Genomic DNA, 24,772 nt, shown 5'->3' on the forward strand with positions numbered 1-24,772 from the left:
AGAGTTTTTCGGCAAAAAATTATTCCGCATTCGCGCACTCATCTCTTTCGGTGATGTTGAAAAGGGTGAGCTGGGTGGCTGGGTAGAGAAGAGGAATGTCTGGATCATGGCGGCAATGCGCGGGTGTCCGGCGATGCGCAGGTGTCCGGCGATGCGCAGGTGTACGGCGATGCGCGGGTGTTCGGCGATGCGTGGGTGTTCGGCGATGCGTGGGTGTCCGGCGATGCGCAGGTGTACGGCGATGCGTGGGTGTACGGCGATGCGCAGGTGTACGGCGATGCGCGGGTGTTCGGCAATGCGTGGGTGTACGGCGATGCGCAGGTGTACGGCGATGCGTGGGTGTTCGGCGATGCGTGGGTGTCCGGCGATGCGCAGGTGTACGGCGATGCGTGGGTGTACGGCGATGCGCAGGTGTACGGCGATGCGCGGGTGTTCGGCAATGCGTGGGTGTACGGCGATGCGCAGGTGTACGGCGATGCGCGGGTGTACGGCAATGCGCAGGTGTTCGGCAATGCGTGGGTGTCCGGCGATGCGCATTGGCTCATCAACGGACCAATTGGATCAGGGAATGGTTTCCTTACAGCTTTCCGGCAGCGTGATAACTCCATCATCGTTAATCGCGGTTGTTTCACAGGAACTATCGAAGAGTTCGAAACGCAGTGTCGTTACGTCATGGAGATAACATTCATGGCAGATTTACCGTGCACTTATTACGGTAATCAAATTGCGATGGCAGAAGTTGAAGCAGAATAACCACGTTCAGCGGCGCGGCTTAAGCGCGGAGATGATTATGAGCCTACATCATTACGGCACTCAGGAAGTAAACCGTGGAGCTGTTCAGCCAGGCATGCTCGTTAAGCATAAAGACAGCACCTGGACAGCATCGGCTAACAAACGCGGAAAACTCTACCTGCACCGAGGCTGTGAGCGAACCTTCACTCGCGACCTTATCGTAGAAGTTTATCTCAATGGCACCGGTGGCGGCCTAAGCCACTAATCAATCTCCCCCATTCACTTTCTCTGGCAGTCATTCAGATGCCGGGCAGCGCTTACACACAATTCAGGAGCTGATTATGTCGCTCGCCACAACAGTGGAAGAAAGCAAAAAACAACGCCGTCACTTCACGCTATCCGCTCTTGCAGCGCGAGCTATTGGCAACCGCAAATTGATGAGCGCAGAGCTTAATCTGGCGCGGATTGAGGTGATGAATCAACGATATTTCCTCGGGCCATGCCCGTTCTGAGGTGAAGCATGGATTTGAATAAATTTGATGAGCCATTCGCTGCTGATGATATCGAATGGCGAATCCAACAAAGCGGTAAAACAAGTGCTGGAAAGGTGTGGGCCATGGTTCTGGCCTACGTGACCAACCGGGCAATCATGAAGCGCCTGGATGATGTTTGCGGTAAAGCTGGCTGGAAGAACGAATACCGCGACATTCCGAATAACGGCGGTGTCGAGTGCGGTATATCAATCAAAGTTGGTGACGAGTGGATCACCAAGTGGGATGCCGCAGAGCAGACGCAGGTCGAGGCGGTCAAGGGTGGACGCTCAGGCGCAATGAAACGCGCAGCGGTGCAGTGGGGAATCGGACGATATCTGTATGACCTTGAAGAGGGATTCGCACAGACGTCTACCGATAAAGCACAAGGCTGGAACCGGGCAAAACTCAAAGACAACACGACGTTTTACTGGATGCCACCTGCATTGCCAGCGTGGCCACACCTGCCTCACAAAGCCAGCAGAGGGAAGTCGAAAACAACAAAAACGCCGAATCGGTTGATGTTGAAAAAATACTGAGAGAATTCAGTGAATACGCAACAACGGAAACGGATAAGAAAAAATTAATTGAGCGGTATCAGCATGACTGGCAATTGATGGCTGGAAATGAAGAGGCTCAGAACAAATGCGTTCAGGTAATGAACATCAGGGTAAACGAACTTAAACAGGCGGCATAAATGGCGAGTAGAGGCGTTAATAAGGTGATCATCTTAGGCCGGGTCGGACAAGACCCGGAGGTTAGATACTCACCATCAGGAACGGCGTTCGCGAATCTGACAGTAGCAACGTCAGAACAGTGGCGAGACAAGCAAACTGGCGAGCAGAAGGAGCTAACCGAGTGGCATCGCGTGGCGGTTGTCGGGAAACTTGCTGAGGTAGTCGGGCAGTACGTAAAGAAAGGAGATCAGGTTTACTTCGAAGGGATGCTCCGCACTCGGAAATGGCAAGACCAGTCAGGCCAAGATTGTTACACCACTGAGGTTCACGTTGGCATTAATGGCGTGATGCAGATGCTAGGCGGCACTGGTGACAGCAAACAGCAAGCAGCCAGTAAGCAAACTCAGAAACCGCAGCAATCAGCGTCACAACACAGCGAACCGCCAATGAACTTCACTACGATATTCCTTTTGCGCCGGTAACCTTCCCTTCCCTGGTCACGCTATCCACGCAATTTAAGGAATAACATGAACCACCTTATGGTTGACCTTGAAACAATGGGCAATGGGCCTTACGCGCCTGTCATTTCAATTGGCGCTGTTTTCTTCTATTGAAAAACTGGAGATGTTGGTAAGGGGTTTTCGGATAACGTATCGCTTGAATCGTCCATGCAGTACCGCGCACGACCTGACGCATCAACAATCCTTTGGTGGATGCAGCAAGGCGAAGATGCTCGCAAGTCACTTCTGCATGAAACGTTCGCCCTGAATTATGCGCTGGATAATTTCTCTGAATTTATCGCAGAAAACACCAATCAGAAATACGTGCAGGTGTGGGGTAATGGCGCTTCATTCGATTGTGTCATCCTCCGCAACAGCTACGCCCTCACCGGTCAGGGCGTTCCATGGCAGTGGTGGAATGACCGTGATGTGCGAACCGTTGTTGAGCTAGGAAAAGCGATTGGCTTCGACCCTAAGCGCGACATGCCATTCGAAGGAACACGCCACAATGCGCTTGATGATGCCATTCATCAGGCCAAGTACGTTTCAGCCATCTGGCAAAACTCACCAAGTAAATTCACGGAGATAACACCATGTCAGCACCTCTATCTGGGGCGGGATATCTACGCCCACCGAAACGTCTTGGCAGCAAAGAAGAAGTGCTACAAATGCTCCGAGAGCACGTTATGAGCGGCATGAAGGGAGTCGAAGAGACACGCGAGCAGCGCATGGACAGAAAGACCACGGAGCTTCATGAGGCGGTCGTGTGGCGACGCAATACGGTTACCGGACCTCGCTTCGTCGCTATCGGACCGATGCGTCCAGGCCGTGAGGATGAGCGATTCAAGCTCTACCGTACTCGGTTTGGGATGGTGAGCAATGACTAATCGCATGACACCAGAGCAAGACAACGCCGTCCGCGCACAAGGTCGTAAGTGCGTAGCAGAAATTATGCAGACGATGAAATGCAGGCCTAAGCCGAAATGGAATGCAGTCGTGCCGCCAATCTTAAAGAAGCATCACGAGGCGATACAGGCATTAGGCATAAGCCTCATCGAGTTCAATAGCATTATTGGTCGAATGCAGGGCCGGTACGGTGTTGATTCATGACCAAACTATCGCAAATCATCAGGGAGCATAGCAATGAAAACTGAATTGGCAAATAACAACCTGCCTGTCATCTGCGGCGTTGATATCAACACAGATGCAGAAGGCCGCTTTAACCTTAACGCTTTGCATAAAGCCAGCGGTGGTCGAGATGCAAAGCGCCCTAAGTCTTGGCTTGCTACCAAACAGGCGCAAGAGCTAGTTGACGAGCTAAGGCAGAATCCTGCCTTTGGTGAAGATGTAATCAAAATCATCAAGGGCGGCACTGCTCCAGGACATTTGCCCATGAATTGCTCGCCATTGAGTACGCTGGGTGGATTTCCCCTGCTTTCCGCTTGCAAGTGAACCAAACATTCCTCGACTTCAAAGCCGGTAAATTGCAAACCGCATTTGACCCGATGGCGGCGTTTAATGATGCGGCATTCCTTCGCGGCACTCTTCTGAGCTATAGCGAAAAGGTTATCGCGCTTGAGCACAAGGTTGAAGAAATGCAGCCGGATGTGGAGGTGCTGGAGCGCATTGCTAAAGCAGAAGGCAGCATGTGCATCACAGGCGCTGCAAAGCATCTTCAGGTTCAGCCTAAATTCTTGTTCAAGTTGATGTCTGAGAGCCGCTGGATTTACAAACGGGCTGGCGGGAAAGCGTGGCTTGCATATCAGGATCGCATTCAGTCTGGGGTTCTGAGCACAAGGTGACCACAGTAGAGCGCTCTGATGGTAGTGAAAAGGTTGTTTCGCAGGTTCTGGTTACGCCAAAAGGGCTGACAAAACTTTCTAAAATGCTGGTTATTAATGGCGTTGCAGCATAATGGAGTGAGATATGGAAGAGTGCAAGTGCTGCCTATGCGGAAAAGACTTGGATGGATATTCCTCATGCGAATACAGGGGGTTCATCTCTTGTATAGATTGCCTCGACAAGGTGATTAAAAAGGTAGATATCAGGCGCGCAGAAATTATATCCAGAAGCGATGCTATAACCGCCTATTTGCCGGAAAAACAATATTATAACGGAGAATTATGACGTGGCCGACATCATTGATTCAGCATCAGAAGTAGAAGAGTTACAGCGTAATGCTGCACTGGCTGCGCACAGGATTAACCGGGATGCAGTATCGGCTATTCGCTGTAGTGATTGCGACGAAGAGTTGCCGGAGGCTCGCCGGATTGCTTACCCCGGCTGCACGATGTGCGTTGATTGCCAAGCTGATGCAGAGAAACGGAATCGGAGGATGTGATGGGGATAAAACGATGAGGTCATTCAGGCAAATAATACACGGGTGTAAAAAGCATAAATATAGGTTTTTCAGGCGCGTAAGATGGTATGAGGAAGAGTTTCAATCGGGCATGCGCTCTAAGTGGATTTGCGTTAATTGCTATGAACTCACACATATGGAGATGAAGGTGCATGGCAAGTATCTTCCAGATTAACCCTTCCCTTTTCACGCAGGGATCATCCAATGTTCCAGCTAATCCAACGCGGTCAGATATACGCTGACCATTCAGGTTGGCCGGTAATAATCCACTCAGTCACATCAAAGATAGTCCGATACTGGCGACAGGGACGGATTAACACCGCTTCAATTGACCGCTTCAACAATCAATTCGAACCGCTAGACCATCACGAGGCGCAGCAGATACGCGCCGAACTTGAAACAGCAGAGCATCTTAAGAAGCTACGCGCTATGCAGCGGGTGGCTTGAGGAATAACAATCTATGCAAAATTTAATGAACATCCATCAAAGTTTAACAATGTCCAGTCGTGAAATTTCCGAGCTAACTGGGAAGCGCCACCCTGATGTAAAGCGTGACATAGAAGTCATGCTGGATCAGCTTAGCGAAGATGTGAGCAATTTTGCGCGTATCTATTTCGATACAATGAATCGCAAGCAAACCGAGTATCAACTCGACCGCCGTCACGTTGAATGCCTGCTGACAGGTTACAGCGCAACGCTGCGCATGAAAGTTATTGACCGTTGGCAGGAGCTGGAGGAAGCAGCATCGGGAACGACAAAGATGTCACAAGCAGAACTTATCGCAGCAATGGCGATGGCAAATGTGCAGCAAGAGCGACGCCTGAACCAAGTAGAGAGCAAAGTCGAATCCGTCACCGAGACAATAGAGCAGATTAAGCAAGGAACAATACCGCAGGGTTATCAGGGCTACAGCCATTTACACGCAACCTACGGCCTGAGTAACGCCAAATGCAAACAATTGGTTATGGCGTGGTCAGTTCCACATAAAAGGTTCCTCATGTTGCACCTGGTGGGCAGGTAACACAGATGGCTGTTGTTCACGAAGACGCATTCAGTGCCGCCCTCAAAGTTATGATGAGTGAAGCTGAGCGACGCGGAACACAGTGGTATCACTCAAAAATGGGGCGCTTCTCTATTGCAGGATGGGACGTTGCCGCATGAACCAACTGATAGCTGATTCACTGAGTCGGCTATTGGGTGCGAAAGCCCATCATCCCCTGATGTTATTGCCCACTCCGGTGGGCATTTTTTTGCCTGGAGATAACCATGGAGCAATACAGCCTCACTCTCGATGAGGCCTGTGCATTTCTGAAAATATCCAGACCAACCGCGACGAACTGGATCCGCACTGGCCGACTGCAAGCAACACGAAAAGACCCTTCCAAACCAAAGTCCCCTTACCTTACCACCAGACAGGCCTGCATTGCGGCACTCAACTCACCGCTGCATACTATCGACGTGAGCGCGGCGGATGCATTTAAAGAGGAAAGAAAATGTCCATCTTCCGCAGAGGTGAAATATGGTACGCCTCGTACTCGCTCCCGGGCGGGAAGCGAATTAAGGAATCTCTTGGCACAGCGGACAAGCGGCAAGCTCAGGAACTGCACGACAAGCGAAAGGCAGAACTCTGGCGAGTAGACCGACTGGGCGACTTCCCGGATGTGTCGTTCGAAGAAGCATGTTTGCGCTGGTTGGAAGAGAAATCTGATAAGAAGTCTCTCGACTCAGACAAAAGCCGGATCGAGTTCTGGCTGATTCATTTTGAGGGGGTGAGGCTGAAGGATATTACTGAGGCGAAGATTTACGCTGCGGTAAGCAGGATGCAGAACAGGAAAGCGAAGGAGATTTGGCAGAGCAAGGTTGAAGCGGCGAAGAGGAAGGGGCTGGATGTTCCAATTTTCGAGCCTAAGCCCGTCACCACCGCAACGAAGGCCAAGCACCTGGCAATGATGAAGGCGCTACTCCGTGCCGCAGAGCGTGACTGGAAGTGGCTGGAGAAAGCGCCGGTTATCAAAGTACCAGCAGTGAGGAACAAGCGCGTCAGGTGGCTTGAGCATGATGAGGCGAAACGTCTTATTGATGAATGTCCGGATCCGCTGAAATCTGTCGTTAAGTTTGCGCTGGCTACCGGACTTCGTCGGTCGAACATCATCAATATGGAATGGCAACAAATCGACATGCAGCGTCGCGTTGCCTGGGTGAACCCGGAAGACAGTAAATCAAACCGTGCTATTGGCGTAGCGCTGAATGATACCGCCTGTAAGGTTTTACGCGATCAGATTGGTAATCATCATAAATGGGTGTTCGTGCATTTGAAATCGGGATACCGAGGTGATGGGACATCAACGCCTTCAGTCAGAAAAATGAGAGTCGACGATAACCGGGCATGGGGGGCTGCTTGTAAACGAGCTGGCATTGAAGACTTCCGATTTCACGACCTGAGACACACGTGGGCCAGTTGGCTGATTCAATCCGGAGTTCCGCTGTCAGTTCTTCAAGAAATGGGCGGATGGGAGAGTATCGAAATGGTGCGCCGATATGCTCACCTTGCACCAAGTCACCTGACAGAACACGCCCGCCAAATTGACTCAATTTTTACCGATAATGTCCCAAATATGTCCCACGGAGGAAATAAGGAAGAAACGAAAGAAGCGTAAACCATTGAATTTAAATGGTGCGCCCTGCAGGATTCGAACCTGCGGCCCACGACTTAGAAGGTCGTTGCTCTATCCAACTGAGCTAAGGGCGCACTGGGGGAACTGATGCTTCACTCTGAGGTGAGGCGCGTGGAATTATACGGTCACTGGCAGGTGAGTCAATCCATTTTCTAACGAAACCTGCGTTGAAAACAGGGATGAGCAAAGCTCAGGCAACTATTGCTCAATAGTTCAACAAAATCACTTTCCGGCGAAAACTCGCAAACGAAAACTGACAGCGAGCCTCGCATCTGACAAAATATGTCCATCCCCCCTTTCGTTAATGACAGATGGAATAATTCCCCTGATGGCAGCAAAGATTATTGACGGTAAAACGATTGCGCAGCAGGTGCGCTCTGAGGTTGCGGAAAAAGTGAAGGCACGCATTGCCGCTGGTTTTCGCGCCCCTGGGCTTGCCGTAGTGTTGGTTGGTAGCAACCCTGCCTCGCAAATTTATGTCGGCAGCAAGCGCAAAGCCTGCGAAGAAGTGGGGTTCGTCTCCCGCTCCTATGACCTGCCGGAAACCACCAGCGAAGCGGAACTGCTGGCGCTGATTGATACCCTGAATGCAGATACCACCATCGACGGTATTCTGGTGCAATTGCCGCTGCCAGCCGGCATCGACAACGTCAAAGTGCTGGAACGTATTGATCCTGACAAAGACGTTGACGGCTTCCATCCTTATAACGTTGGCCGCCTGTGCCAGCGCGCGCCACGCCTGCGCCCGTGTACGCCGCGCGGTATTGTGACGCTGCTTGAGCGTTACAACATCGACACCTACGGCCTGAACGCGGTCGTGATTGGCGCCTCCAACATTGTTGGTCGTCCAATGAGCATGGAACTGCTGCTAGCTGGCTGCACCACCACCGTCACTCACCGCTTCACCAAGAATCTGCGCCATCACGTTGAAAACGCAGATCTGCTGATTGTTGCCGTGGGCAAACCGGGCTTTATTCCGGGCGAGTGGATTAAAGAAGGGGCGATTGTTATTGATGTCGGGATTAATCGTCTCGAAAACGGTAAAGTAGTCGGCGATGTGGTGTTTGAAGATGCCGCCGCGCGCGCGTCTTACATCACCCCAGTGCCGGGTGGCGTTGGGCCAATGACCGTCGCTACCCTGATTGAAAACACCTTACAGGCTTGTGAAGAGTATCACGACGTGGAGAAGGCATAAGATGGCAACATTTTCTTTGGGTAAGCATCCGCATGTGGAACTCTGTGACTTACTGAAACTGGAAGGCTGGAGCGAAAGCGGCGCACAGGCGAAAATCGCTATCGCTGAAGGCCAGGTTAGCGTTGACGGCGCGGTAGAAACCCGCAAACGCTGCAAAATTGTCGCCGGTCAGACAGTCAGTTTTGACGGACACAGCATAACCGTTACCGCTTAAAACCTCCCTTTACCCGGCTTAGCTTTGCGAGCCGGGTTTTCTCCCTCTCCTGCATAACAATGCCTCACATTCGCCAGCCAGTGATGACTTCAAAGATGCGAGAGGTGTGATTGACTGAAGCAGGCATTGAACAACCCTCTCCTTTTAGAGAGAGGGTTTGGATGAGGGGATATATTACTTACGACGCCAGGTGGTTCCCTGCGGGCCATCTTCCAGCACGATGCCCATCTCGTTAAGACGGTCACGCGCCGCATCTGCCGCAGCCCAGTCTTTCGCTTTACGCGCATCCAGACGCTGTTGGATAAGCGCTTCAATCTCCGCCACTTCACCATCATCCGCCTGCGCACCGCTTTGCAGGAAGGCTTCCGGCTCCTGCTCCAGCAGGCCCAGCACCGCAGACAGCTTACGCATATGCGACGCCAGCGCATTCGCAGCGTTGATGTCTTCCGCTTTCAGGCGGTTAACTTCACGCGCCATATCGAACAGCACGGAATAGGCTTCTGGCGTATTGAAGTCATCGTCCATCGCTTCAATAAAGCGCGCTTCGAAGGCTTCGCCGCCCGCCGCTGCCACCGATTTGTCAGTACCTCGCAGAGCGGTATACAAACGCTCCAGCGCCGAACGCGCCTGCTTGAGGTTCTCTTCGCTGTAGTTAAGCTGGCTGCGATAGTGGCCCGACATCAGGAAGTAGCGAATGGTTTCGGCATCGTAATACTTCAGCACATCGCGCACGGTAAAGAAGTTACCCAGCGATTTTGACATTTTCTCGCGGTCAACCATCACCATGCCGGAGTGCATCCAGTAGTTAACGTATTCGCCGTCGTGCGCACAGGTAGACTGCGCAATTTCGTTTTCATGGTGCGGGAACATCAGGTCAGAACCGCCGCCGTGAATATCAAAATGGTTGCCTAGCTGTTTGCAGTTCATCGCGGAACATTCAATATGCCAGCCCGGACGGCCTTCGCCCCACGGGGAAGGCCAGCTCGGCTCGCCTTCTTTCGACATTTTCCACAGCACGAAGTCCATCGGGTTACGCTTAACGTCCACCACGTCAACGCGCGCACCCGCCTGAAGCTGGTCCAGATCCTGACGAGACAGTTTGCCGTAGTTGACATCGGTTGGAACGGAGAACATCACATCGCCGTTGTCTGCAACGTATGCGTGGCCTTTGGCAATCAGTTGTTCGGTGATTTCGATGATTTCATGGATATGGTGCGTAGCGCGCGGCTCGCTGTCCGGGCGCAGAATATTCAGCGCATCAAAATCTTTGTGCATTTCAACGATCATTCTATCGACAAGCTCAACAAAGCTCTCGCCATTCTCGTTGGCACGTTTAATGATTTTGTCGTCGATATCGGTGATGTTACGCACGTATTTCAGCTTATAGCCGAGGAAACGCAGATAACGCGCCACGACGTCAAAAGAGACAAAAGTGCGGCCATGACCAATGTGACAGAGATCGTAAACGGTGATACCACACACGTACATGCCGACTTCACCGGCGTGAATAGGCTTAAATTCCTCTTTCTGGCGTGTCATTGTATTGAAGATTTTTAGCATCGAAAATTCCATGTTTACGTGTGTGAACTGGGCTTGCGCCTGAAACGGTTTATTCTACCCGTAATTCAACCTTGAAGCAGCACACATTGCAAGGTGATCGATGTGCGCGGTTATGCTATAACAAGCGCCTATATGCCGCTCAAAAGCGGGCTAAAGCACCACTATAAACGGAACAGGATGCAGAAATGGTTACTTTCCACACTAATCACGGCGATATCGTAATCCAAACGTTCGACGACAAAGCGCCGGAAACAGTTAAAAACTTCCTGGACTATTGCCGCGAAGGTTTCTACAACAACACAATTTTCCACCGTGTCATCAACGGTTTTATGATTCAGGGCGGCGGTTTTGAACCGGGCATGCATCAGAAAACCACCAAAGAAGCTATCAAAAACGAAGCCAACAACGGTCTGAAAAACACCCGTGGTACGCTGGCAATGGCGCGTACTCAGGCTCCGCACTCCGCAACCGCACAGTTCTTCATCAACGTGGTTGATAACGACTTCCTGAACTTCTCCGGCGAAAGCCTGCAAGGCTGGGGCTACTGCGTATTCGCAGAAGTCGTCGAAGGGATGGACGTGGTTGATAAAATCAAAGCTGTCGCCACTGGCCGTAGCGGTATGCATCAAGACGTACCAAAAGAAGACGTAATTATCGAAAGCGTGACCGTCAGCGAGTAATTGGTGGCGACACTCTTTATTGCAGATTTGCATCTGCAAACAGAAGAACCGGCGATCACCGCCGGTTTTCTGCGTTTTTTGCGCGGTGAAGCGCGTCAGGCCGATGCGCTGTACATTTTAGGCGACCTGTTTGAAGCCTGGATTGGCGACGATGATCCCAACCCGCTGCACCGCGAAATCGCCTCTGCCATCAAATCGCTGGTCAACGCTGGCGTCCCCTGCTATTTCATTCATGGCAATCGCGACTTCCTGCTGGGCAAACGCTTTGCCCGTGAAAGTGGGATGCAGTTGCTCGCCGAAGAAAAAGTCCTCGATCTGTACGGACGCCGCGTGCTGATTATGCACGGCGACACGTTATGCACCGACGACCCCGGCTACCTCGCGTTTCGTCGCAAAGTCCACACGCCGTGGATTCAACGGTTATTCCTCACCCTACCGCTGTTTATCCGCAGTCGCATCGCGCAGAAAATGCGAGCTGGCAGTCAGGCTGCCAACAGCAGTAAGTCGATGGACATCATGGACGTTAACCCGCAAGCCGTGGTGGATGTGATGGAAAAACATCATGTTCAATGGCTGATTCACGGGCATACGCATCGCCCGGATGTCCACACGCTCCACGCCAACGGCGACACGGCGTATCGCGTGGTGCTGGGTGCGTGGCACAGCCACGGCTCAATGGTAAAAGTCAGCCCTGAAGAGGTCGAACTGATCCCCTTCCCGTTTTAAACTTCCCCTTTGATTTGCCCATAGCAAGGCTACGCAACCGTTTTCCTTGCCCATTTTCCGTGTTATTCTCTGTGGCCTCTAACGTCGTGTGCAGCACACCCACAGGAGTTTTAAGACGCATGTCTTCCCGCAATAATCCGGCTCGTATCGCTATCGTGATGGGCTCCAAAAGCGACTGGGCTACCATGCAGTTCGCCGCAGAAATCCTCGATGCTCTGAATGTTCCTCACCACGTTGAAGTGGTTTCCGCCCACCGCACCCCCGATAAACTGTTCAGCTTCGCTGAAGAAGCCGAAAACAACGGTTATCAGGTGATTATTGCCGGTGCTGGCGGCGCGGCGCATTTACCCGGAATGATTGCCGCTAAAACACTGGTTCCCGTGCTGGGCGTGCCGGTACAAAGCGCGGCGTTAAGCGGCGTCGATAGCCTCTACTCTATCGTGCAAATGCCACGCGGTATCCCTGTGGGGACGCTGGCGATTGGTAAAGCGGGCGCCGCCAACGCCGCCCTGCTCGCCGCACAGATTCTGGCGCAGCATGATGCGGAGCTGCATCAACGTTTGGCGGCATGGCGTCAGGCGCAAACCGACGAGGTGCTGGATAACCCAGACCCGCGAGGTGCGGCATGAAACAAGTTTGCGTACTGGGCAACGGTCAGCTAGGCCGTATGTTGCGCCAGGCCGGTGAACCGCTGGGCATCGCCGTCTGGCCGGTCGGTCTGGAAGCAGACCCGGCAGCCGTGCCGTTTCAACAAAGCGTGATTACCGCTGAAATTGAACGTTGGCCAGAAACAGCGCTAACGCGCGAACTGGCAGAACATACTGCGTTCGTGAACCGCGACGTGTTCCCGATTATCGCCGACCGTCTGACGCAAAAGCAGCTTTTCGATAAGCTCAACCTGGCAACCGCGCCGTGGCAACTGCTGGCAAGCCAGCAAGAGTGGCCTGCGGTATTTGAGCGTCTGGGGGAGTTGGCTATCGTGAAACGCCGTACCGGTGGCTACGATGGTCGCGGGCAGTGGCGTTTACGCGCCGATGAAACCGCACAGTTGCCGGATGAGTGCTACGGCGAGTGCATCGTTGAACAAGGGATTAACTTCTCCGGCGAAGTGTCGTTGGTAGGCGCGCGCGCCCACGACGGTAGCACGGTGTTTTATCCGTTAACCCACAACCTGCATCAGGACGGTATTCTGCGCATGAGCGTGGCCTTCCCACAGGCCGATGCCAAACAGCAAGCGCAGGCAGAATCAATGCTCAGCGCCATTATGCAGGAACTAAACTACGTCGGCGTGATGGCGATGGAGTGCTTTATCACGCCCGCAGGGCTGCTGATTAACGAACTCGCGCCACGGGTACACAACAGCGGCCACTGGACGCAAAACGGCGCGTCCATCAGCCAGTTTGAGCTGCATCTGCGTGCCATTACCGGCCTGCCGCTGCCACCGCCGGTGGTTAACAGCCCGTCAGTGATGGTGAACCTGATTGGCACGGCGCTGAATTACGACTGGCTGAAGCTGCCGTTAGTGCACCTGCACTGGTACGACAAAGACGTTCGCCCAGGCCGCAAAGTGGGCCACCTGAACCTCAACGACAGCGACACCGGCCGCCTGAGCGCGACGCTGGAAGCACTGGTTCCACTGCTGCCAATCGAGTACGCCAGCGGTATCGCCTGGGCGCAATCTCGCCTGAAGTAAGCCTTAAATGCCGGGGAGATGAACTAATCCTTCCCCGGCCCCCTCTGTGAAGCGTAAAATCCTGCCAGCATCGCAATACCCCCACTTTTGTTGATAGAAGGATTTCTCCATGAATAATGGGACGGATTACTGCGCTATTTTACGCGCGGAAACGCCCATCATTGACGTTCGCGCGCCAATCGAGTTTGCACAAGGCGCAATGCCTGCGGCGGTGAATTTACCGCTGATGACCGACGATGAACGCGAGGCTGTTGGTATCTGCTATAAACGCCAGGGGCCAGACGCGGCACTGGCGTTGGGGCATCAACTGGTTGCAGGCGAGACTCGCCAACAGCGCATTGATGCGTGGCTCGACGCCTGTCGCCAGGCTCCGCAAGGTTATCTGTGCTGCGCGCGCGGCGGGCAGCGTTCGCACATTACCCAAAGCTGGCTGAAAGAACACGGCGTTGACTACCCGCTCATCGTTGGCGGCTATAAAGCGCTGCGCCAGGCCGCGATTCAAGCCACCGAAACGCTGGTTCGCCACCCGATAGTGTTAATTGGCGGCTGCACGGGGAACGGCAAAACGCCGCTGGTACGCCAGCAACCGCAGGGGATCGACCTCGAAGGATTAGCGCATCATCGCGGTTCTTCATTTGGCCGCACGCTTAATGCCCAGTTCTCACAGGCCACTTTTGAAAACCATTTGGCAACGGCATTGCTAAAAGGCGCGCATCAACAAGAAAACGTGCGCTGGGTGCTGGAAGATGAGGGCCGAATGATTGGCGCGAATCACTTGCCAGAATGTTTGCGTGAAAGAATGGCGCAAGCCCCAATTGCGGTGGTTGAAGACCCGTTCGAGCTGCGCCTGGAGCGTCTACGCGAGGAGTATTTCACCCGTATGCACCATGATTTCACCGCCGCGTACGGCGAGGAGCAAGGCTGGGAGGAATATAGCGCTTACCTGCATCACGGGCTGTTCGCCATCCGCCGTCGTCTGGGGTTGCAACGCTTTGCCGAACTGACCGCAACACTTGACGACGCGCTGGCAGAACAACAGCGCAGCGGCTCTACCGAAGCGCATTTCGCCTGGCTTGTACCGCTGCTGCAAGAATATTACGACCCGATGTATCGCTATCAGCTAGAGAAAAAAGCCGACAAGATTGTCTTTCGTGGCACGTCACAAGCGGTGGTGCATTGGTTATCAACGCATCCTTAAGCCTGTCGGTGAGCTTATCTCGCCGGATATGGCGATGACGCTGGCAATTTGCGGGTAAGTTTTGGCGAACGAAAGAGGAAACAAGCGGCGGGACAACGTAATAAGGGCGGCATGATGCCGCCCTGAATAACACTTAGAAATCGTAACGCAGACGCACCAGGTTCATATCACCCAGGTCATCGGTGCTGGAGGTGAACACGTGTTCGTAATCAACACGGAAACCGTAATCCAGCTGGAAGCTGATACCCAGGCCATTGTCGATACGCTGGTAGTTACGACCATTGACGTATTCGATGCGGTCGCCCATGAAGTACGGTTGAACGGATTTCAGACCATACTGGCCAACCGGGAATTTGTAACCCGCGAAGTATTCCAGACCCCATGCATCACCGGCAAAGTAGTCGTTAACAGACACTTTTTTGGTGGTCATGAAGTTCTGGTACCAGCCGCCGCCCAGAGAGAACGTCCAGTTATCCGGTGTCCAGCTGAAAGCCGTACCGAGGATGTTCTGATCGTAGGTTTTGCTGTCTTCACCGCGCATTTCCGCACGAGTGTAGTTCCAGGAAGTCCCCCACGCCAGGGTATCGGTGATGTGGTAATCCACACCCAGGGAACCACCGCCTTTACGCTTGTAGCGCAGGCCATTGTTCGGATTGTAGTCATCGCTGAACAGGTAAGAAGCGTAGAGATCAACGTCACCTACCGTTTTCTTATATTTCAGAGATTTACGGGTACGATAAGAACCATCGTAGTCACCGTTGATACCGTTGCCTGAAGCCTGACCAATCATGTCATAGTCCCAGATATCGGTTTTCGCGCCCACAACATCATAGTAAATGCTGTTCTGTTGGCCGAAGGTCAGCGTACCCCAGGTATCGCTTTTCAGACCGGTGTACAGCATACGGCGAGTGGTGTTGTTCGCGCCTTCGGCATAGTGGTTATCCCAGTCGAACAGCGCCGGAATGTTCACACCCAGCTCGTAGTAGCTGACCCAGCTAATGTCATCAAACAGGTAGTAATCAGCCGCGAAACGGAAACGAGTACCGCCGTCGAAGCCGTTACGTTTGTAGCCGTTTTTACCATCGTCGCCGTTCATGTTCTGGAACTGCGGACGGATACTCCCGCCAACGGTAAAGTTCAGGCGGCTCAGGGGGTTGCCAGCCTGTGGATCCTGCTTGAGCAGGGTGATTTCAGCTTGAGATGCGAAAGACGTCAAAGCCACTGCTGCGCCGATCGAGAATGCCAGCGCTTTAATTTTTATTGTCATTATTGTTCCTTGATAAATTTCTCGTCATGTATCTGACAAGCAAATATTATCGTTTATTAATAAATTCTACCTCGCTGATTTTTAATGAAACGTGCGACTTAGGGTTCCAGATTTACCGAATGGTGCCATAAAACGAAGGAAGCGGCGAAAAGGCGAGCGATTTTTGGGTGTTAACGGGTAAAAATAAGAAAGCCCGGCAATCACGCATTTACCGGGCCAGAGAAGAAAAAACGCGGCCAGTTAACCGGAAAACTGGCGGAACAGCGCGCGGCCTTTCAACAGCCGCAGGCCTAAACTCGCGCTGCAAAGAGACAATAACAGCGCCCCACACAGCGGCAATGCCAGCCATAAGCGCCAGTCCGGCGACCACGGGAAATCAAACACTTTACTTTGCAGCAACGCCAACGCAGTTTCAGCGCCTATCGCCGCCACCAGGCCGGAAATAGCCCCCAGCAGTGCAAACTCCGCCCACAGCGTGGTACGCAGCAGCTTTTTCCCCGCCCCAAGCGTGCGATAAACCGCCAACTCCTGATGCCGCTGACGCATTCCCACCTGCACTTGCGCCAACAGCAGCAGTACGCCGCAGGCGGTGACCAGTACAACCATCACCTCCAGCGCGCGGCTCACCTGTGCCAGCACCTGGCCGACCTGTTTCAAAATCGCGCCGATATCCAGCAGGCTTACGGTTGGAAATTCGCGGTTTAGCTGCGTCAACAGCGTATTGTCGTGATCCCAGCGGAAGCTGGTTAGCCAACTTTGCGGCTGCCCATCCAGCGCGCCATCCGGGAAGATAAAGAAGAAGTTAGGCCGCAGGCTTTCCCAGTCCACTTTACGAATACTGCTTACTTTGGCGCTAAAGTCCTGGGTATCGCCCGTAAACGTTACGCTATCGCCAGGACGAATATTCAGCCGCTGCGCCAGCCCTTCTTCAATGGAAACCTCCCCGGCTTTTGGCGGCCAAACCCCAGCCACCAGCGGGTTATGCTCAGGCCGCTGGCTCTGCCACGTCAGGTTCAGCTCACGGTTTAGGGACTCATCTTTATTGCCCTCAGTGCTATGCGCATTAATCTGCGTCAGCCGCGCACGGACAATCGGGTAAAACGTGGACGGGATAACCTGATGCTCGGCCAGGAAACTTTTCACCTCACTCACCTGCTCTGGCGCAATATTGATCAGGAAATAGTTCGGGCTTTCTGGCGGTAACTGCTGCTGCCAACGGTCGAGTAAATCACCGCGCAGCACCAACAGCAGCGCCAGCAGCATAAACGACAGTGAAAACGCCGCCAGTTGGCTGAGTGTTGACCACGGCTGACGCAGCAGGCGGTTCACCGCGAGGCGTAAAGGCAGCGCGCGCAGTGTCAGGCGCTTGAGTACTTTCAGCAGTAGCCAACCCACCAGGCCACACAAAGCCGCCAACACCACGGCTCCTGCCAGCACCGACCACAGCAGCGGGCTACCGCCCATCAGCCAGGCCAACAGCGCCACGGTTATCGCCCCCACCAGCGGCAGATAAATATTGAGCGGCCAGACGTTCGCCACCACATCCTGGCGCAGCACGCGCAGCGGCTGGGTTGCCAGCAACAAACGATACGGACGCAGCCCTACCAGCAGGGAAATCGTCACCATCGAACCTATCGCCCATAGCCACGGCCACAGGCTGGCGGCAGGTAATGCGGCAGGTAAAACCGGCTTCAGTAACGCTAACAGCACCGCTTCAAACAGCAATCCCATCACGCCGCCCGCCAGCGCAGACAGCGCCAGCAATAGCCCCCACTGGCCGACAATCAACTTGCGTAATTGTGATCGCCCCGCCCCCAGCGTTTTCAGTATCGCCACCAGATCGTAGCGGCTGCGGCAGTAATGCCCCATCGCCACCGCCACGGCCGCAACCGCCAACAGCAGTGTTAACAGCGCTGAAAGCAGTAAAAATTGCTGCGAACGCTGGAGGGATTTCCCCAGCGCGCTATCATCCTGATTCGGGCCAAACCAGCGATGTTCCGGTTTTAGCTGCGGCAACAGCCATGCTTCGTAGCTCGCTAACTGCGGCAGCGAACCGGCAAATTTATAGTTCCAGCTCACTCGGCTACCGGGCTGCACCGCGCCCGTTTTCGCCACATCCGCCAGATTCATCATCAACCGGGGCGCTATCTGGAATGGGTTAAACCCGCTGTCTGGCTCCTGTATCACTTCTCCGGCAATGCGCAAAGTGGCATCGCCGACATCGAGGTTATCGCCAATTTTGAGATTTAGCAGCGCCATGAGACGTGGTGACAGCAGCACCGTTCCGGCCTGCGGCTTGAGTCCCGCCGGTTGCGTTTGCAGTTCGCCATACAGTGGATAACGGTTATCCACCGCTTTGACATCCGCCAGCTGCGGCGTGTCTCCTGCCCAGGTCATAGTGGAAAAGCTTATCTGCTCGCCCACCGTCAGCCCCAGCTCACGCGCTTTTTCCAGCCATTGCGGGGCGATCTCACGCGAACTACGCAGCGCCCTGTCGCCCGCCATATAATCACGGCTTTGTTGATTCAGCCCTTTGTCCATGCGGTCGCTGATACTGCCCAGCGCCAGTACACAGGCCACCGCCAGGCTCAGCGCCAGCCAGACAATCAGCAGCGACGGCGAGCGCCACTCCCGCCAAAACCAACGTAAGGTCATACTTCCTCCCGCAGTTGCCCATCGACCAGGCGCAATCGTCGGTCACAGCGCGCGGCAAGCTGGGCATCATGAGTGACCAGAATCAGCGTCGTGCCATGCTCTCGGTTGAGGGAAAACAGCAAGTCAGCAATTTTATCGCCGGTTTGGCGGTCAAGGTTGCCGGTAGGTTCGTCAGCAAACAGCAGCGCCGGACGGCCATTGAACGCGCGCGCCAGCGCCACACGTTGCTGCTCGCCACCGGAAAGCTGCATCGGCAAATGGTTTAAGCGCTTGCCCAGCCCAAGCTGTTCCAGCAGCGCTTTAGCCCCCTGTCGGCTTTGGTTATCGCTTTCGCCACGCAGTAATGCGGGTAGCTCGACGTTCTCCAGCGCGTTCAGGGTGGGAATCAGCATAAAAGATTGAAAAACAAAGCCAACATGTTGAGCGCGCAGGCGGGCGCGGGCTTCTTCATCCATATTATTCAGCGACTGACCTAACAGCTTTACTTCGCCACTGCTGCCATCATCCAGCCCGGCGAGAATCGCCAGCAACGTGGACTTTCCAGAACCGGACTCACCAATTAAAGCAAGGGTTTGCGCCGGTTTGACAATCAGGTTAACTCCGGTAAGGATGGAAAGTTCCTGCTCCCCCTGACCGACGGACTTCTTCAGATGATGAACTTCAAGTACGTTTTCCGCTGGCATTTGCCTGTCCTGTTTTTGATGCTGTTAAGCTTTCGCGCCGCCGCAGCGGACACCCTGTTAGTCCTTGGCGACAGCCTGAGCGCGGGCTATCGCATGGCGGCCAATTCCGCCTGGCCGGCTTTATTGAATGATAAATGGCAGCCCAAAATTAACGTGGTCAACGCCAGTATTAGCGGCGACACCGCTCAACAGGGGCTGGCGCGCCTACCGGCACTGCTCAAGCAGCATCAGCCGCGCTGGGTGCTGGTTGAGCTGGGTGGCAACGACGGTCTGCGCGGTTTTCCACCGCAACAAGTCGAAAAAACGCTGCGCACCGTGCTACAACAAGTGAAAGCCGCCAATGCCGAGCCGTTATTAATGCAAATTCGTCTGCCAGCAAACTACGGACGCCGTTATAATGAGGCTTTCAGCGCGGTTTACCCGCAGCTTGCCAGCGAGTTCACTATTCCACTGCTGCCCTTCTTTATGGAAGAGGTTTATCTCAAACCGCAGTGGATGCAGGATGATGGCATTCATCCCAACCGTGACGCCCAGCCGTTTATTGCCGACTGGATAGCGACACGTCTGGCTCCATTAGTTAATCACGCCGCCGGAAAGTAAAGCGGTGTCTTCAGGTAAAGTTATGCAAAAATCGGTCTTAATTACAGGATGTTCCAGCGGGATTGGCCTTGAAAGCGCGCTTGAGCTTAAACGCCAGGGGTTTCGCGTACTGGCCGCCTGCCGCAAACCCGATGATGTAAAACGTATGGACGGTATGGGGTTCACCGGTATTTTACTCGACCTGGATAGCCCAGAAAGCGTCGATAACGCCGCCGATGAAGTGATTGCCCTCACCGGCAACCAGCTATTCGGCCTGTTTAATAACGCCGGATACGGCGTGTATGGCCCATTAAATACCATCAGCCGTGCGCAAATGGTGCAGCAATTTTCCGCCAACTTTTTCGGCGTCCATCAGCTCACTATGCGCCTGCTTCCCGCCATGATCCCACACGGTGAGGGGCGCATTGTGATGACCTCATCCGTGATGGGGCTAATTTCGACACCAGGCCGTGGGGCGTATGCCGCCAGTAAATATGCGCTGGAAGCGTGGTCTGACGCGCTGCGCATGGAGCTGCGCCACACTGGGGTGAAAGTGAGCCTGATTGAGCCAGGCCCTATTCGCACGCGCTTTACCGAAAACGTCAATCAAACCAGCGACACACCGGTGGAAAACCCGGGTATCGCTGCGCGCTTTACGCTCGGCCCAGATGCGGTGGTCGAAAAGGTGCGTCATGCATTTATCAGCGACAAGCCTAAGCTGCGCTACCCGGTCACGCTGGTGACTCATGCGGTTGGCTGGCTAAAACGGCTGTTGCCGGGTCGCGTGATGGACAAAATTCTGCACGGCTAAGTTGAAGCGCGCGCATTTGCCCCCATCTCGAATACAAACCGACTATAGAGAATTACTCATGTCCGTACAGAATATTGTTAACATTACCGAAGCTAACCTCCACCAGACGCTGGAGCAGTCCGTTGCGACGCCCGTGCTGTTCTATTTTTGGTCTGAACGCAGCCAGCATTGTCAGGAACTAACGCCGGTGCTGGAAAACCTCGCCGCGCAATATAACGGCCAGTTTGTTCTGGCGAAGGTTGACTGTGACGCCGAGCAGATGGTTGCCTCGCAGTTTGGCCTGCGCGCTATCCCAACGGTTTACCTGTTCCAGAACGGCCAGCCGGTCGATGGTTTCCAGGGGCCGCAGCCGGAAGAAGCCATCCGCGCGTTGCTCGATAAAGTGCTGCCGCGCGAAGAAGAGTTAAAAGCGCAGCAGGCGCTGGCGCTGATTGAAGAAGGTAATCACGCCGAGGCCCTGCCACTGCTGAAAGACGCCTGGCAGCTCTCCAACCAGGACAGCCAGATTGGCCTGCTGTTGGCGGAAACGCAAATTGCGCTCAACCGTTCAGAAGACGCAGAAGCGGTGCTGAAAACGATTCCGTTGCAGGATCAAGATACCCGTTATCAGGGGCTGGTCGCACAAATTGAATTGCTGAAACAGGCCGCCGATACGCCAGAAATCCAGCAGTTGCAGCAGCAAGTGGCGGATAACCCAGACGGCGCAGCGCTGGCGTCGAAACTTGCTTTACAGTTGCATCAGGTTGGGCGTAACGAAGAAGCGCTGGAACTGCTGTTTAGCCATCTGCGCAAAGATTTGGGCGCAGCCGATGGTCAGGCGCGCAAAATGTTGCAGGAAATTCTGGCCGCGCTGGGTACTGGCGATGCGCTAGCTTCCAAATACCGCCGCCAGCTTTATTCACTACTGTACTGATCGCCCCCCAGCACAGCGCCTGATGGCGCTGTGCTTATCAGGCCTACGCAGGTTTGTACGCCACCATTTGTAGGCCGGATAAGGCGCTTGCGCCGCCATCCGGCAATCTGCATCGTTCTTGCCTGATGGCGCTGCGCTTATCAGGCCTACGCGGGTTTGTACGCCACCATTTTGTGCGCCGCCATCCGGCACAGCACTCGGTGGCCTACGATTTTTTCAACTGCGTCACCACTAACTGGTGGCGAGCATTGTAAAACTTCCTATAAGTCAGATAGCAGGCAATAATCGTTGACAGGCTGGCGGTTGACAGCAGCATAAACGTCACCATTATCTGATACTTAATGGCTTTAACTGGGTCTATACCCGCAAAGATAAGCCCCGACATCATCCCCGGCAAGCTCACTAAGCCTACCGTTTTGGCGGAATCCACCGTCGGAATCAACGACGCGCGAATACTTTCACGAATCAACCGCGCAGAGGCCATTTTCGGCGTTGCCCCCAGGCTTAATTTCTCCTGAATCTGCTGCTGTTCGGCATTAAAACGCTGCCCAAGATTGTTGTAGCACAGCCCTACCGCCACCATCGCGTTACCGGCAATCATCCCGGAAATAGGGATAACCTGCATCGGCACAAAGGCAATCGTGCCAGAACACACCAGCACCGCCAGCGTTAGTCCCGCGCCGGTCGTGATAGCGATAAACGACGAAATAAACGCTTTATCAATATATTTGCTGCGCTTTTGCGCGTTCCACGCGGCGTTAGAGCAGATAAACAGCACCATCAGTAACGTCAGCACCGCATGGTTTACATTGAAAATATACTTCAGCACGTAGCCGACAATAACCAGCTGCACCACCGCGCGGCAGATACTCCAGATAATATCTTTTTCCAGCGCCAGTTTTTCTCGATAGCTAATGAGCACTGCAATCAGTACCAGCACCATCGACAGCGCCAGCGATTCGTTAGTGATGATATGTTCGTTATTCATGATGCGCCTCCCGCACACTTTCATGATGCGATGGCAGTGTTATCACTTCATCCGCATGGCTAATTTCATCTTTATCATGCGTTACCCACAGCACCGCAACCTGTTTATCCGCCGCATAGTGATGAATAATTTCATTCACGTTTTGTTTATTTTGCTCATCCAGCGCACTGGTTATTTCATCGAGTAATAAAACTTTCGGTAGAAATTGCAGATTACGAATTAACGATACCCGCTGTTTTTCACCGCCTGACAGCGAATTGATCGATTTCGACAAAGTTTCTTCTGGCAAACCAAACTGCGCCAACGCCGCAACAAAACGCTCCGGTTCCGGTTGCTGCTGGCGAATTTGCCAGGGAAAAATAAGATTGTCATACACCGTGTCGCCAAATAATGCCGGCGTTTGCGCGCAGTAAGAAACCTGCTGACGATAAGATTCTGGCGACAACGTATTGATATCATTGTCTTCAAAGAGAATGTTCCCACGACTCGGCGAGAGCAGTGAGGCGATAATTTTTAATAATGTGCTTTTACCGCAGCCAGACGGCCCGGTAATCAGCTTAAACTCGCCTGGAGCGACGCGCAGGTTAATATCGTCAAGAACCGTTTTCCCATCAATATCAAAGCCCACATGCTGAAGCTGTAAAATTGCCCTATTTCCCTTCATAGCCTTTTTTATGTCCTGATTCTAACTTTTGTTCCATTAGTGTAACGCCTATCGGATATACTTTAAAAAATTACGGACGGTTAGACAGGAGGTTTTATGTTGATATTTATCCCTATTCTTATTTTTGTCGCCCTGGTGATTGTTGCTGCGGGCGTCAAAATCGTCCCACAAGGTTATCAGTGGACCGTTGAGCGCTTTGGCCGTTATACCCAAACGCTGCATCCAGGCTTGAGCCTCGTCGTGCCGTTTATGGACAGAATCGGCCGCAAAATCAACATGATGGAACAAGTTCTTGATATTCCATCACAAGAAATCATCTCCAAGGATAACGCCAACGTCTCCATCGATGCCGTATGTTTTATTCAGGTGATCGACGCGACAAAAGCGGCGTATGAGGTCAGCAATCTTGAGCTGGCGATTATCAACCTGACGATGACCAACATTCGTACCGTACTCGGTTCGATGGAACTCGATGAAATGCTTTCTCAGCGCGATAACATCAACACTCGCCTGTTGCATATTGTTGACGAAGCCACCAATCCGTGGGGCATTAAAATCACCCGTATTGAGATTCGCGACGTTCGCCCACCGGCCGAACTTATCGACGCGATGAATGCGCAGATGAAGGCCGAGCGTACCAAGCGTGCTTATATTCTTGAAGCTGAAGGGATTCGCCAGGCGCAGATTGTTAAAGCGGAAGGGGAAAAGCAGTCTAAGATCCTTACCGCAGAAGGCGATCGTCAGTCCACATTCTTGCAAGCGGAAGCGCGCGAACGTTCGGCGGAAGCGGAAGCCCGCGCCACTAAAATGGTTTCGGAAGCGATTGCCGCTGGGGATATTCAGGCGGTGAACTACTTCATTGCCCAAAAATACACTGACGCGCTGCAACAAATCGGTTCTGCCAATAACAGCAAAGTGGTGATGATGCCGCTGGATGCCAGCAGCCTGATGGGTTCTATCGCCGGGATTGCCGAACTGATTAAAGACGGCGCCTCTGAACGGAGAAGATAATGGTTGAGGTTGTCTTCGCACACCCGCACATTTTCTGGCTGAGTCTTGGCGGCATTCTGTTAGCCGCTGAGATCCTCGGCGGCAATGGCTACCTGCTGTGGAGCGGCGTCGCCGGAGTGGTAACGGGCCTGTTCACCTGGCTGATACCTATCAGTTGGGAATGGCAAGGCGCGCTGTTTGCAGCACTCACACTGCTGGCAGCGTGGTTGTGGTGGCGCTGGCTGGCGCATAAAGTTAAAGAACAGCGTCCTGCAGACAGCCACCTGAACCAACGGGGGCAACAGTTGCTGGGGCAACGCTTCATGCTGGATGCAACGCTAGTTAACGGTCGCGGTCATATGCGGGTTGGCGATAGTACATGGCCAGTGCAAGCAGATAATGACCTTCCGGCGGGTAGCCACGTTGAGGTCATTGCGGTAGAAGGGATTGTCTTGCGCATCAAACTTTCCGCTTCGCATTAAC

Annotated in this window: 30 protein-coding genes, 1 tRNA gene and 3 pseudogenes; 27 read left to right on the forward strand and 7 right to left on the reverse strand. The window is 53.5% G+C overall.

The window, feature by feature from the left end; translation table 11 throughout:
- Nucleotides 1-123: 123 nt before the first annotated feature.
- The 15 genes and pseudogenes from AC6I4B_RS17045 to AC6I4B_RS17115 all read left to right on the forward strand — a co-directional run bounded on the left by AC6I4B_RS17045 (nt 124) and on the right by AC6I4B_RS17115 (nt 7,455).
- Nucleotides 124-753, forward strand: coding sequence for a hypothetical protein (locus AC6I4B_RS17045; RefSeq protein ID WP_497766872.1), 630 nt, complete (start codon nt 124-126; stop codon nt 751-753).
- A gap of 37 nt (nt 754-790) precedes the next feature.
- A complete protein-coding gene (locus AC6I4B_RS17050) occupies nt 791-997 on the forward strand; it encodes a cell division inhibitor protein (protein ID WP_497766874.1) in 207 nt (68 codons plus the stop codon).
- A 76-nt stretch (nt 998-1,073) separates the two neighbouring features.
- Nucleotides 1,074-1,244 carry a hypothetical protein gene (locus AC6I4B_RS17055; RefSeq protein ID WP_497766876.1) on the forward strand — a complete coding sequence of 57 codons (171 nt, stop codon included), beginning with the start codon at nt 1,074-1,076 and terminating at the stop codon, nt 1,242-1,244.
- Between the two features lie 8 nt (nt 1,245-1,252).
- Nucleotides 1,253-1,959: pseudogene (locus AC6I4B_RS17060) on the forward strand (Rad52/Rad22 family DNA repair protein).
- Nucleotides 1,960-2,421 carry a single-stranded DNA-binding protein gene (ssb, locus tag AC6I4B_RS17065; RefSeq protein ID WP_497766878.1) on the forward strand — a complete coding sequence of 154 codons (462 nt, stop codon included), beginning with the start codon at nt 1,960-1,962 and terminating at the stop codon, nt 2,419-2,421.
- A 45-nt stretch (nt 2,422-2,466) separates the two neighbouring features.
- Nucleotides 2,467-3,000: pseudogene (locus tag AC6I4B_RS17070) on the forward strand (3'-5' exonuclease); the annotation flags it as partial.
- Between the two features lie 330 nt (nt 3,001-3,330).
- Nucleotides 3,331-3,549: a hypothetical protein gene (locus AC6I4B_RS17075; protein ID WP_497772214.1), complete on the forward strand. Its 219-nt coding sequence runs from the start codon at nt 3,331-3,333 to the stop codon at nt 3,547-3,549.
- A 33-nt stretch (nt 3,550-3,582) separates the two neighbouring features.
- Nucleotides 3,583-3,891 (forward strand): KilA-N domain-containing protein, encoded by a 309-nt coding sequence (locus tag AC6I4B_RS17080; RefSeq protein WP_497766880.1) that lies wholly within the window; start codon nt 3,583-3,585, stop codon nt 3,889-3,891.
- Nucleotides 3,837-4,241 (forward strand): phage antirepressor KilAC domain-containing protein, encoded by a 405-nt coding sequence (locus tag AC6I4B_RS17085; protein ID WP_497766881.1) that lies wholly within the window; start codon nt 3,837-3,839, stop codon nt 4,239-4,241. Before AC6I4B_RS17080 ends, AC6I4B_RS17085 begins: the two co-directional genes overlap by 55 nt.
- A gap of 326 nt (nt 4,242-4,567) precedes the next feature.
- Nucleotides 4,568-4,780: a TraR/DksA family transcriptional regulator gene (locus tag AC6I4B_RS17090; protein ID WP_497766883.1), complete on the forward strand. Its 213-nt coding sequence runs from the start codon at nt 4,568-4,570 to the stop codon at nt 4,778-4,780.
- A 222-nt stretch (nt 4,781-5,002) separates the two neighbouring features.
- Entirely contained in the window at nt 5,003-5,245 is a 243-nt protein-coding gene (locus AC6I4B_RS17095) for a DUF4222 domain-containing protein (protein WP_497766885.1), read from the forward strand.
- Between the two features lie 13 nt (nt 5,246-5,258).
- Nucleotides 5,259-5,819, forward strand: coding sequence for a Rha family transcriptional regulator (locus tag AC6I4B_RS17100; RefSeq protein WP_497766887.1), 561 nt, complete (start codon nt 5,259-5,261; stop codon nt 5,817-5,819).
- A 5-nt stretch (nt 5,820-5,824) separates the two neighbouring features.
- The gene (locus AC6I4B_RS17105; protein WP_497766888.1) at nt 5,825-5,959 is read left to right on the forward strand and encodes a hypothetical protein; all 135 of its coding nucleotides are present in this window, start codon (nt 5,825-5,827) and stop codon (nt 5,957-5,959) included.
- A 105-nt stretch (nt 5,960-6,064) separates the two neighbouring features.
- Nucleotides 6,065-6,157, forward strand: a pseudogene (locus AC6I4B_RS17110) (helix-turn-helix domain-containing protein); the annotation flags it as partial.
- 134 nt (nt 6,158-6,291) lie between these two features.
- On the forward strand, nt 6,292-7,455 hold the full coding sequence (locus AC6I4B_RS17115; RefSeq protein ID WP_497766890.1) for an integrase: 1,164 nt from the start codon (nt 6,292-6,294) through the stop codon (nt 7,453-7,455).
- A gap of 15 nt (nt 7,456-7,470) precedes the next feature.
- On the opposite strand, the gene AC6I4B_RS17120 is transcribed toward AC6I4B_RS17115, so the two are convergent.
- Nucleotides 7,471-7,547, reverse strand: a tRNA-Arg gene (locus tag AC6I4B_RS17120).
- A 254-nt stretch (nt 7,548-7,801) separates the two neighbouring features.
- On the opposite strand from AC6I4B_RS17120, the gene folD reads away from it, so the two are divergent.
- Together folD and ybcJ are read left to right on the forward strand one after the other, a co-directional pair.
- Nucleotides 7,802-8,668 (forward strand): bifunctional methylenetetrahydrofolate dehydrogenase/methenyltetrahydrofolate cyclohydrolase FolD, encoded by an 867-nt coding sequence (folD, locus tag AC6I4B_RS17125; RefSeq protein WP_497766892.1) that lies wholly within the window; start codon nt 7,802-7,804, stop codon nt 8,666-8,668.
- Nucleotide 8,669: 1 nt separating this feature from the next.
- The gene (ybcJ, locus tag AC6I4B_RS17130; protein ID WP_497766894.1) at nt 8,670-8,882 is read left to right on the forward strand and encodes a ribosome-associated protein YbcJ; all 213 of its coding nucleotides are present in this window, start codon (nt 8,670-8,672) and stop codon (nt 8,880-8,882) included.
- A gap of 174 nt (nt 8,883-9,056) precedes the next feature.
- Here ybcJ and cysS read toward each other — a convergent pair whose 3' ends face one another.
- On the reverse strand, nt 9,057-10,442 hold the full coding sequence (gene cysS / locus AC6I4B_RS17135; protein WP_497766896.1) for a cysteine--tRNA ligase: 1,386 nt from the start codon (nt 10,440-10,442) through the stop codon (nt 9,057-9,059).
- A 185-nt stretch (nt 10,443-10,627) separates the two neighbouring features.
- On the opposite strand from cysS, the gene ppiB reads away from it, so the two are divergent.
- The 5 genes from ppiB (at nt 10,628) to mnmH (ending at nt 14,739) form a co-directional block, all read left to right on the forward strand.
- The gene (gene ppiB, locus AC6I4B_RS17140; RefSeq protein WP_497766897.1) at nt 10,628-11,122 is read left to right on the forward strand and encodes a peptidylprolyl isomerase B; all 495 of its coding nucleotides are present in this window, start codon (nt 10,628-10,630) and stop codon (nt 11,120-11,122) included.
- 3 nt (nt 11,123-11,125) lie between these two features.
- On the forward strand, nt 11,126-11,848 hold the full coding sequence (lpxH, locus tag AC6I4B_RS17145; RefSeq protein WP_497766899.1) for a UDP-2,3-diacylglucosamine diphosphatase: 723 nt from the start codon (nt 11,126-11,128) through the stop codon (nt 11,846-11,848).
- 119 nt (nt 11,849-11,967) lie between these two features.
- A complete protein-coding gene (gene purE / locus AC6I4B_RS17150) occupies nt 11,968-12,477 on the forward strand; it encodes a 5-(carboxyamino)imidazole ribonucleotide mutase (protein WP_497766900.1) in 510 nt (169 codons plus the stop codon).
- The gene (gene purK, locus AC6I4B_RS17155) at nt 12,474-13,541 is read left to right on the forward strand and encodes a 5-(carboxyamino)imidazole ribonucleotide synthase (protein WP_497766902.1); all 1,068 of its coding nucleotides are present in this window, start codon (nt 12,474-12,476) and stop codon (nt 13,539-13,541) included. Before purE ends, purK begins: the two co-directional genes overlap by 4 nt.
- Before the next feature lie 109 nt (nt 13,542-13,650).
- A complete protein-coding gene (gene mnmH / locus AC6I4B_RS17160) occupies nt 13,651-14,739 on the forward strand; it encodes a tRNA 2-selenouridine(34) synthase MnmH (RefSeq protein WP_497766903.1) in 1,089 nt (362 codons plus the stop codon).
- A 133-nt stretch (nt 14,740-14,872) separates the two neighbouring features.
- On the opposite strand, the gene AC6I4B_RS17165 is transcribed toward mnmH, so the two are convergent.
- The 3 genes from AC6I4B_RS17165 to ybbA all read right to left on the reverse strand — a co-directional run bounded on the left by AC6I4B_RS17165 (nt 14,873) and on the right by ybbA (nt 19,344).
- Nucleotides 14,873-16,006, reverse strand: a complete 1,134-nt coding sequence (locus tag AC6I4B_RS17165) for a porin (protein WP_497766905.1) — start codon at nt 16,004-16,006, stop codon at nt 14,873-14,875.
- A gap of 240 nt (nt 16,007-16,246) precedes the next feature.
- Complete coding sequence (ybbP, locus tag AC6I4B_RS17170) at nt 16,247-18,661, reverse strand: putative ABC transporter permease subunit YbbP (protein WP_497766907.1); 2,415 nt, start codon at nt 18,659-18,661, stop codon at nt 16,247-16,249.
- Nucleotides 18,658-19,344, reverse strand: coding sequence for a putative ABC transporter ATP-binding protein YbbA (gene ybbA, locus AC6I4B_RS17175; protein WP_497766909.1), 687 nt, complete (start codon nt 19,342-19,344; stop codon nt 18,658-18,660). The genes ybbP and ybbA overlap by 4 nt, the downstream gene beginning before the upstream one ends.
- Here ybbA and tesA point away from each other — a divergent pair.
- From tesA to AC6I4B_RS17190, 3 genes are read left to right on the forward strand one after another with little or no spacing between them, the layout of a single operon-like run.
- Nucleotides 19,312-19,944, forward strand: a complete 633-nt coding sequence (gene tesA / locus AC6I4B_RS17180; RefSeq protein ID WP_497766910.1) for a multifunctional acyl-CoA thioesterase I/protease I/lysophospholipase L1 — start codon at nt 19,312-19,314, stop codon at nt 19,942-19,944. The genes ybbA and tesA overlap by 33 nt on opposite strands.
- Before the next feature lie 22 nt (nt 19,945-19,966).
- Entirely contained in the window at nt 19,967-20,734 is a 768-nt protein-coding gene (locus AC6I4B_RS17185; RefSeq protein ID WP_497766912.1) for an SDR family oxidoreductase, read from the forward strand.
- A 58-nt stretch (nt 20,735-20,792) separates the two neighbouring features.
- The gene (locus AC6I4B_RS17190; RefSeq protein WP_497766913.1) at nt 20,793-21,647 is read left to right on the forward strand and encodes a co-chaperone YbbN; all 855 of its coding nucleotides are present in this window, start codon (nt 20,793-20,795) and stop codon (nt 21,645-21,647) included.
- A 205-nt stretch (nt 21,648-21,852) separates the two neighbouring features.
- Here AC6I4B_RS17190 and fetB read toward each other — a convergent pair whose 3' ends face one another.
- Together fetB and fetA are read right to left on the reverse strand one after the other, a co-directional pair.
- Nucleotides 21,853-22,635: an iron efflux ABC transporter permease subunit FetB gene (fetB, locus tag AC6I4B_RS17195; protein WP_497766915.1), complete on the reverse strand. Its 783-nt coding sequence runs from the start codon at nt 22,633-22,635 to the stop codon at nt 21,853-21,855.
- Nucleotides 22,628-23,299 (reverse strand): iron efflux ABC transporter ATP-binding subunit FetA, encoded by a 672-nt coding sequence (gene fetA, locus AC6I4B_RS17200; RefSeq protein WP_497766917.1) that lies wholly within the window; start codon nt 23,297-23,299, stop codon nt 22,628-22,630. The genes fetB and fetA overlap by 8 nt, the downstream gene beginning before the upstream one ends.
- Before the next feature lie 96 nt (nt 23,300-23,395).
- On the opposite strand from fetA, the gene AC6I4B_RS17205 reads away from it, so the two are divergent.
- Complete coding sequence (locus AC6I4B_RS17205; protein WP_497766919.1) at nt 23,396-24,310, forward strand: SPFH domain-containing protein; 915 nt, start codon at nt 23,396-23,398, stop codon at nt 24,308-24,310.
- On the forward strand, nt 24,310-24,771 hold the full coding sequence (locus tag AC6I4B_RS17210; protein ID WP_497766921.1) for an NfeD family protein: 462 nt from the start codon (nt 24,310-24,312) through the stop codon (nt 24,769-24,771). The genes AC6I4B_RS17205 and AC6I4B_RS17210 overlap by 1 nt, the downstream gene beginning before the upstream one ends.
- The last annotated feature ends 1 nt before the right edge of the window (nt 24,772 follow it).

Source organism: Kluyvera fluvialis (assembly GCF_059725275.1).

Coding starts and splice junctions, on each gene's coding strand:
- AC6I4B_RS17050 (WP_497766874.1), top strand. CDS start 791: ATGAGCCTACATCATTACGGCACTCAGGAAGTAAACCGTGGAGCTGTT.
- AC6I4B_RS17055 (WP_497766876.1), top strand. CDS start 1,074: ATGTCGCTCGCCACAACAGTGGAAGAAAGCAAAAAACAACGCCGTCAC.
- ssb (WP_497766878.1), top strand. CDS start 1,960: ATGGCGAGTAGAGGCGTTAATAAGGTGATCATCTTAGGCCGGGTCGGA.
- AC6I4B_RS17075 (WP_497772214.1), top strand. CDS start 3,331: ATGACACCAGAGCAAGACAACGCCGTCCGCGCACAAGGTCGTAAGTGC.
- AC6I4B_RS17080 (WP_497766880.1), top strand. CDS start 3,583: ATGAAAACTGAATTGGCAAATAACAACCTGCCTGTCATCTGCGGCGTT.
- AC6I4B_RS17095 (WP_497766885.1), top strand. CDS start 5,003: ATGTTCCAGCTAATCCAACGCGGTCAGATATACGCTGACCATTCAGGT.
- AC6I4B_RS17100 (WP_497766887.1), top strand. CDS start 5,259: ATGCAAAATTTAATGAACATCCATCAAAGTTTAACAATGTCCAGTCGT.
- AC6I4B_RS17105 (WP_497766888.1), top strand. CDS start 5,825: ATGGCTGTTGTTCACGAAGACGCATTCAGTGCCGCCCTCAAAGTTATG.
- AC6I4B_RS17115 (WP_497766890.1), top strand. CDS start 6,292: ATGTCCATCTTCCGCAGAGGTGAAATATGGTACGCCTCGTACTCGCTC.
- folD (WP_497766892.1), top strand. CDS start 7,802: ATGGCAGCAAAGATTATTGACGGTAAAACGATTGCGCAGCAGGTGCGC.
- ybcJ (WP_497766894.1), top strand. CDS start 8,670: ATGGCAACATTTTCTTTGGGTAAGCATCCGCATGTGGAACTCTGTGAC.
- cysS (WP_497766896.1), bottom strand. CDS start 10,442: ATGCTAAAAATCTTCAATACAATGACACGCCAGAAAGAGGAATTTAAG.
- ppiB (WP_497766897.1), top strand. CDS start 10,628: ATGGTTACTTTCCACACTAATCACGGCGATATCGTAATCCAAACGTTC.
- purE (WP_497766900.1), top strand. CDS start 11,968: ATGTCTTCCCGCAATAATCCGGCTCGTATCGCTATCGTGATGGGCTCC.
- purK (WP_497766902.1), top strand. CDS start 12,474: ATGAAACAAGTTTGCGTACTGGGCAACGGTCAGCTAGGCCGTATGTTG.
- mnmH (WP_497766903.1), top strand. CDS start 13,651: ATGAATAATGGGACGGATTACTGCGCTATTTTACGCGCGGAAACGCCC.
- AC6I4B_RS17165 (WP_497766905.1), bottom strand. CDS start 16,006: ATGACAATAAAAATTAAAGCGCTGGCATTCTCGATCGGCGCAGCAGTG.
- ybbP (WP_497766907.1), bottom strand. CDS start 18,661: ATGACCTTACGTTGGTTTTGGCGGGAGTGGCGCTCGCCGTCGCTGCTG.
- tesA (WP_497766910.1), top strand. CDS start 19,312: ATGATGAACTTCAAGTACGTTTTCCGCTGGCATTTGCCTGTCCTGTTT.
- ybbA (WP_497766909.1), bottom strand. CDS start 19,344: ATGCCAGCGGAAAACGTACTTGAAGTTCATCATCTGAAGAAGTCCGTC.
- AC6I4B_RS17185 (WP_497766912.1), top strand. CDS start 19,967: ATGCAAAAATCGGTCTTAATTACAGGATGTTCCAGCGGGATTGGCCTT.
- AC6I4B_RS17190 (WP_497766913.1), top strand. CDS start 20,793: ATGTCCGTACAGAATATTGTTAACATTACCGAAGCTAACCTCCACCAG.
- fetB (WP_497766915.1), bottom strand. CDS start 22,635: ATGAATAACGAACATATCATCACTAACGAATCGCTGGCGCTGTCGATG.
- fetA (WP_497766917.1), bottom strand. CDS start 23,299: ATGAAGGGAAATAGGGCAATTTTACAGCTTCAGCATGTGGGCTTTGAT.
- AC6I4B_RS17205 (WP_497766919.1), top strand. CDS start 23,396: ATGTTGATATTTATCCCTATTCTTATTTTTGTCGCCCTGGTGATTGTT.
- AC6I4B_RS17210 (WP_497766921.1), top strand. CDS start 24,310: ATGGTTGAGGTTGTCTTCGCACACCCGCACATTTTCTGGCTGAGTCTT.